This window comes from Actinoplanes sp. NPDC051633, assembly GCF_040681735.1.
Taxonomy (GTDB): domain Bacteria; phylum Actinomycetota; class Actinomycetes; order Mycobacteriales; family Micromonosporaceae; genus Actinoplanes.
Window position 1 is genome coordinate 1 of record NZ_JBFAZH010000373.1, and the last position, 6,473, is coordinate 6,473.

At 69.2% G+C, this 6,473-nt stretch carries 7 protein-coding genes; 4 read left to right on the forward strand and 3 right to left on the reverse strand.

The features are described from left to right. Nucleotides 1-323: MarR family transcriptional regulator (locus AB0M20_RS20930; RefSeq protein WP_364300477.1), on the reverse strand; the 323-nt coding region annotated here is incomplete at its 3' end. A gap of 35 nt (nucleotides 324-358) precedes the next feature. Between AB0M20_RS20930 and AB0M20_RS20935 the strand changes: the two genes are divergently transcribed. Continuing rightward, nucleotides 359-1,582, forward strand: a complete 1,224-nt coding sequence (locus AB0M20_RS20935) for a multidrug effflux MFS transporter (protein ID WP_364300479.1) — start codon at nucleotides 359-361, stop codon at nucleotides 1,580-1,582. Here the strand turns inward: AB0M20_RS20935 and AB0M20_RS20940 are convergent. Then, nucleotides 1,579-3,315 (reverse strand): biotin carboxylase N-terminal domain-containing protein, encoded by a 1,737-nt coding sequence (locus AB0M20_RS20940; protein ID WP_364300481.1) that lies wholly within the window; start codon nucleotides 3,313-3,315, stop codon nucleotides 1,579-1,581. The two genes, AB0M20_RS20935 and AB0M20_RS20940, sit on opposite strands and share 4 nt — an antisense overlap. A 66-nt stretch (nucleotides 3,316-3,381) precedes the next feature. Between AB0M20_RS20940 and AB0M20_RS20945 the strand changes: the two genes are divergently transcribed. The 3 genes from AB0M20_RS20945 to AB0M20_RS20955 all read left to right on the forward strand — a co-directional run bounded on the left by AB0M20_RS20945 (nucleotide 3,382) and on the right by AB0M20_RS20955 (nucleotide 5,761). Beyond that, nucleotides 3,382-3,987 carry a PadR family transcriptional regulator gene (locus tag AB0M20_RS20945; RefSeq protein WP_364300483.1) on the forward strand — a complete coding sequence of 202 codons (606 nt, stop codon included), beginning with the start codon at nucleotides 3,382-3,384 and terminating at the stop codon, nucleotides 3,985-3,987. 64 nt (nucleotides 3,988-4,051) lie between these two features. Then, nucleotides 4,052-5,002, forward strand: a complete 951-nt coding sequence (locus AB0M20_RS20950) for an ATP-binding cassette domain-containing protein (protein WP_364300485.1) — start codon at nucleotides 4,052-4,054, stop codon at nucleotides 5,000-5,002. 3 nt (nucleotides 5,003-5,005) lie between these two features. Then, nucleotides 5,006-5,761, forward strand: coding sequence for an ABC transporter permease (locus AB0M20_RS20955; RefSeq protein WP_364300487.1), 756 nt, complete (start codon nucleotides 5,006-5,008; stop codon nucleotides 5,759-5,761). A gap of 6 nt (nucleotides 5,762-5,767) precedes the next feature. Here AB0M20_RS20955 and AB0M20_RS20960 read toward each other — a convergent pair whose 3' ends face one another. Further along, the gene (locus AB0M20_RS20960; protein WP_364300489.1) at nucleotides 5,768-6,421 is read right to left on the reverse strand and encodes an O-methyltransferase; all 654 of its coding nucleotides are present in this window, start codon (nucleotides 6,419-6,421) and stop codon (nucleotides 5,768-5,770) included. Nucleotides 6,422-6,473 lie beyond the last annotated feature (52 nt).

Genomic DNA, 6,473 nt, shown 5'->3' on the forward strand with positions numbered 1-6,473 from the left:
TTTAGGACTATTTGGAATCTTTGTACGGCGAGCTCGGTGGGTCGTACGGCGATCCCGCGCCCGGTCGTGGCCGTTCGCAAGACCATGCCCTTTTCCTCGAGGCTGCGCAGCGCCGCGCTGACATTGGTGCGCTGCACCCGGGTGCGCCGGGCGATCTCACTGGGCGCGGCACCGGGATACAGGTCCACCACGCGCATGACGTGTCGTTCGGTCTCGGTCAGCGACACCACTTCGGGCCCGTCGGGCGTGCGGGCGCGCACCAGGCGACCGACGTTGAGGATCTGGTCGGCAAGATCGGCGAGGACATCCTCGTCTTGGGGCATGGCCGGATCCTAGTTGGTTATGGCAACATAATTATGTGTCCATAACTCAGGAGGCTCCGCGTGTTGCGGCGCCCGCCATCGGCCGGGTCCGGCTGGCGCTGATCCTCGGCACGCTGAGTGCGTTCGGCCCGCTGACCATCGACATGTACCTGCCGGCGATGCCCGGCATGGCCGGCGAGCTGCGCACCAGCGGATCGCTCGTGCAGCTCACCCTGACCGTGTTCGTGGTCGGGCTCGCCGTCGGCCAGGTCGTCGTCGGCGCGCTGTCGGACACCTGGGGACGCCGTCGTCCCCTGCTGATCGGCCTGGCGATGTATCTGGCCGGGTCGGTGTGGTGCGCAATGGCACCGAGCGTCGGATGGCTGATCGGCGGGCGGATCGTGCAGGCCCTCGGCGCGGCGGCCGGCATCGTGCTGGCCCGGGCCATCGTGCGGGACCTGTTCGAGGGCACCGCGATGACCCGGTTCTTCTCCACGCTCATGGTGGTCAACGGGCTCGGGCCGATCCTGGCTCCGGTGATCGGCGGCCTGCTGCTGACGGTCGCCACCTGGCGGTCGGTGTTCCTGGTGCTGGCCGTGCTCGGATCCGTCCTGCTCCTCGCGGTCGCCTTCCTGCTGCCCGAGTCGCTGCCGCCTTCGCGCCGGGCGCCGGCCAACCTGGCGGGGACGCTGCGAACCTTCCGCGCGCTCGCCGCGGACTGGAGCTTCCTGCGGTACGTGCTCGCCGCCGCGCTGATGTTCTCCGCGGTGTTCGCCTACATCTCCGGCTCGTCGTTCGTCCTCCAGGACGTGTACGGGCTGAGTGCCCAGGAGTTCAGCCTGGTCTTCGGTCTCAACGGGCTCGGCATCGTGCTGATGGGCCAGGTCAACGGACTGCTCGTCGGGCGCGTCGCGGACGAGCTCACCCTGCTGCGCACCGGCCTGGTGATCGCCACGGTGAGCGCGGCCGGGGTCCTGGCCTGTGCCGTGCTCCGCGCGCCCCTGCTCCTGCTGCTGGCCGGGCTGTTCGTCGTGGTGTCCATGCTCGGGCTGGTGCTGGCCAACGCCACCTCGCTCGCCCTGAGCGGCCACGGTTCCGCGGCCGGGGCGGCGTCGTCCATGCAGGGTCTGCTGCAGTTCCTGGTCGGCGGCATCGCGGCCTCGGCGATGAGCATCCCCGGCGCGGTCTCCGCGGTCAGCATGGGCGCGACCATGCTGGTCTGCTCTGCGGCGGCCCTGGCCGTTCTGGCCGGCCGCCGCGCGTCGCAGACGCCGGCCTAGTCGATCGTGCAGACCGTCGTGCCGGCGGTGATCGGGGCGCCGACCTCCAACGTCAGGCCGGACACCGTGCCTGATTTGTGCGCCGGAATCGGCTGCTCCATCTTCATGGCCTCGACCACGACGATCACGTCGCCCTCGGCCACCTCGTCACCGTCGGCGACCGCCACCTTCACCACTGTGCCCTGCATCGGGGCGACGAGTGCCGCCGCGCCGGCGTTTCCGGATGCCGCGGCGGTGCGCGTGCGCCTGCTCGGCCTGGGGGACTCCGGTGTGCGCGTACCCGAAAAAAGCGGAAGGGTCACCTCGAGGCGCTTGCCGCCGACCTCGACCACGACGGTCTCGCGTTCGTGCGGCTCGGCCGCCTCGGCCGGCCCCGCCTGGAACGGCTCGACGCCGCCCGCCCACTCCGTCTCGATCCAGCGCGTGTGCACCGTGAAATCGTCGGCGAAGGCGGGATCGCGCAGCACCGCGCGGTGGAAGGGCAGCACGGTCGCGATGCCCTCGATGACGGTCTCGTCGAGGGCACGCCGGGATCGTTCCAGCGCCTCCTGGCGGGTCGAGCCGGTAACAATGATCTTGGCGAGCATCGAGTCGAAGTTCCCGCCGATCACGCTGCCGGTCTCGACGCCGGAGTCCACCCGGACGCCGGGACCCTCGGGGAACCGCAAGGCGGTCACCGTGCCCGGGGCGGGCAGGAAGTTGCGGCCGGCATCCTCGCCGTTGATCCGGAACTCGATCGAGTGCCCGCGCGGCGCCGGGTCCTCGCTCAGCCGCAGCCTCTCCGAGGCAGCGATCCTGAACTGCTCCCGCACCAGGTCGATGCCCGACGTCTCCTCGCTCACCGGGTGCTCGACCTGCAGCCGCGTGTTGACCTCGAGGAACGAGATGGTGCCGTCCTGCCCGACCAGGTACTCGACCGTGCCCGCGCCGTAGTAACCGGCCTCGCGGCAGATCGCCTTCGCGCTCTCGTGGATCTGCGCGCGCTGGTCGTCGGTGAGGAACGGCGCCGGCGCCTCCTCGACCAGCTTCTGGTGCCGCCGCTGCAGCGAGCAGTCGCGGGTGCCGACGACCACCACGTTGCCGTGCATGTCCGCGATGACCTGCGCCTCGACGTGCCGCGGCCGGTCGAGATAGCGCTCGACGAAGCACTCGCCCCGCCCGAAAGCCGCCACCGCCTCGCGTGTCGCGGACTCGAACAGCGCCGGGATCTCCTCGATCGTGCGCGCCACCTTGAGCCCGCGGCCGCCACCGCCGAAGGCCGCCTTGATCGCCACCGGCAGCCCGTGCTCCTCGGCGAACGCCACGATCTCGCTCGCATCGGCCACCGGCTCGGCCGTGCCCGGGACCAGCGGCGCGCCGACTCGCTGGGCGATGTGCCGCGCGGTCACCTTGTCGCCCAGGTCGCGGATGGCCTGCGGAGAAGGGCCGATCCAGATCAACCCCGCATCGAGTACGGCCTGAGCGAAGTCGGCGTTCTCGGAGAGGAAGCCGTACCCGGGGTGGACGGCGTCGGCACCGCTGCGGCTCGCGACGTCGATCAGCTTCTCGATGCGCAGATAGGTGTCCGCGGCGGTCTCACCCCGCAGCGCGTACGCCTCGTCGGCGAGCCTGGCATGCGGCGCGTCGCGATCACTGTCGGCGTAGACGGCAACGCTGCCGAGCCCCGCGTCCCTGCAGGCGCGGACGACCCGGACCGCGATCTCACCACGGTTGGCGATCAAAACTTTGCGCACGATCTTCACATTAGCGGTGCGACCCGGGTTAAGGATCAGTCAAATTTGCCTATTACGCTGTACGGCATGTCGGCGACACGCATGATGATCCTCGGTCTGGTGCAGTGGATGCAGCCGGTGCACGGCTATGACGTGCGGCGCGAGCTCCTGAGCTGGAGCGCCGACAAGTGGGCCAACGTCCAGCCCGGCTCGATCTATCACGCCCTGCGCAAGCTCACCGACGAGGGACTGCTGCGCGAGGTGGCGACCGAGCAGGTGGGCGCTCGGCCGGCCCGCACGACGTACGAGATCACCCAGAAGGGCGCGGACGAGTTCCAGTCGCTGCTGCGTATCCAGTGGTGGAACCTGAGCAGTCCGGCGGACCCCTTCATGGCCGCCTTCTCCTTTCTGCCCGCCCTGCCGCGGGAGGAGGCCGCCGCCGCGCTGCGCACCCGCGCCACGCAACTGCGTGCCGGGAACGAGGTGTTGCAGGCGGCCGGCGCCGCCGACTGGGTGCAGAAGAAGCCGATCTTCGTCAGCTGGATGTGGGAGCGCACGGTGGAGATGGCCGAGGCGGAGATCCGGTGGTGTGAACGGACCGCGAAGCTGATCGAGGAGGGCACGCCGTACATGCCCGACGGCTTCGAACCGGGACGGCCGGGCACGACGCCGAGCGGCTGGATCGACCAATAATCAAGTTTGACTAATACAACTTGATCGGTCTACTCTCCTCGATGTCACGACGAGGGGGAAAGTCATGATCAAAACCGAAGGACTGCGGAAGTCCTTCACGTCCCGGCAGGGGCGGGAGAAGAAGGTGGTCGAGGCCGTGCGCGGCGTCGACCTCGAGGTCGCCGAGGGCGAGATCTTCGGTTTCCTCGGGCCGAACGGCGCCGGCAAGACCACCACGCTGCGGATGCTCGCCACCCTGATCGAGCCGGACGGCGGCACGGCCACCGTCGCGGGCGCCGACCTGTTGAAAGACCCGGGCGAGGTGCGGCGGCGCATCGGGTACGTCGCGCAGGGCGGCAGCACCTGGGACGAGTCGACGGCACGCGAGGAGCTCGTGCTGCAGTCCCGGCTCTACGGCGTCAGCAAGGCCGCCGCGATGTCGCGCGCCGAGAAGGTGCTGGAGGGCTTCCAGCTGTCCGAGTACGCCGACCGCAAGTGCAAGACGTATTCGGGCGGCCAGCGGCGCCGGGTCGACATCGCGCTCGGCATCATCCACGAGCCGAAGGTCGTCTTCCTCGACGAGCCGACCACCGGGCTCGACCCGCAGAGCCGCGCCCACATGTGGGACGAGATCCGCCGGCTGCGCAGCGAGGGGATGACGGTCTTCATCACCACGCACTACCTCGACGAGGCCGACGCGCTCTGCGATCGAATCTCCATCATGGACCACGGCGAGGTCGTGGCCTCGGGTTCGCCCGCTTCACTGAAGCGCGAGATCTCCGGTGACGTCGTCCACGTCGGAACCCCGTCCGTTGCCGCCGCCGCCGAGGTCCTCGACGCTTCCGGCTTCGTCAAGAAGCTGGAGACGCACGAGGACAGCGTGCGGCTCTACGTCGAGGACGGCGCCACCGCGATCCCGCTGATCCTGCGGGCGCTCGACGCCGCGTCGGTCGAGCTCGGCACCATCGAGCTGCACCGGCCCAGCCTCGACGACGTGTTCCTGACCAAGACCGGCCGATCGTTGCGGGAGAGCTGAGTCATGAAACTGATCCGCGACACCTCGCTGATCTTCCAGCGGCAGATGCTGCTCCTGCTGCGCAATCCGGTGTGGATCCTGGTCGGCGTCTTCCAGCCGGTGATGTATCTGCTGCTTTTCGCCCCGCTGCTCAAGCCGGCGCTGCAGGTGCGCACCAACGCGGAGGCGTACGAGATCTTCGTCCCCGGCCTGCTGGTGCTGCTCGCCATCTTCGGCGGGCTGTTTCAGGGCTTCGGGCTGATCGCCGAGCTGCGGGCCGGCGTGATCGAGCGCTCCCGCGTCACCCCGGTCAGCCGGCTCGCCCTGCTGCTCGGGCGCTCGTTGCGCGACACGGTCTCGCTGCTCGCCCAGGCGGTGATCATCACCCTGCTGGCGTTGGCCTTCGACCTGCGGGTGTTCATCGGGAACCTGCTGTTGGCGTACCTGATGCTCGCGCTCATATCCCTGATGACGTCGGCGGTGAGCTATGGCGTTGCACTGGCGGTGAAGAGCGAGGACGCGCTGGCGCCGCTGATGAACACGGTGGCGCAGCCGGTGCTGCTGCTCTCCGGCATCCTGCTGCCGCTCACGTACGCGCCGGGCTGGCTGCAGGGGGTGGCGAACTGGAACCCGTTCTCCTGGGCGGTCGACGGCACCAGGGCACTCTTCCGCGGTGACCTGGGCGCGCCGGACGTCTGGCAGGGACTGGTCATCATGGCCGCGCTGGCCGTGCTGGCGGTGGTGTGGTCGGCCCGGCTCTTCGCCCGGAGCGTGCGCTGACCTGCGCTACTTCTTGCGGGCCATGGTGATGCCGTCCCCGATCGGGACGATCACCAGCTCCACCCGCGGATCCCCGACGGCCGCGGCGTTGAAGTCGGCAACGCCGCGGTCGCGGTCGTTCTGCGGGTCGAGCACCCGGCCGCTCCACAGGACGTTGTCGACAAGCACAAGACCGCCTTTGCGTACGCGTGGCAGCAGCGCGTTCCAGTAGTTCGTGTAGTTCTCCTTGTCGGCGTCGATGAACACCAGATCGAGATGCTCGTCCTCGGGCAGGTCGCGGATGCTGTCGGCGGCCGGCCCGATGCGCAGCTCGATGCGATCGTCCACACCGGCCCGCGCCCAGTAGCGCCGGGCGATGTCGGTGAACTCGGTGGAGATGTCGTAGCAGTTCAGCCGCCCGTCCGCACCCAGACCGCGGGCGATCGCCAGGGCGGACAGCCCGGTGAAGGTGCCGATCTCGACGGCCCGTTTCGCACCGGTGACGGTGGCGAGCATCTTCAGGAACGCGGCCTGCTCCGGCGCGACCTGCATGCCGGCGGCCTCGGGGAGGTTCTGCCGGGTCTCAGCGATCAGATCGGCGATGATCGGGTCGGGCGGCGTGCTGTGGGCGAGGAGGTACTCGTGCAGCTCGGGAGTCAGATTGAGGGGTTTGTAGGTCATCGGTCTCAGTCCCGCCAGAGTTGGGTGATGGAGACGTTGAGCTCTTTGAGGA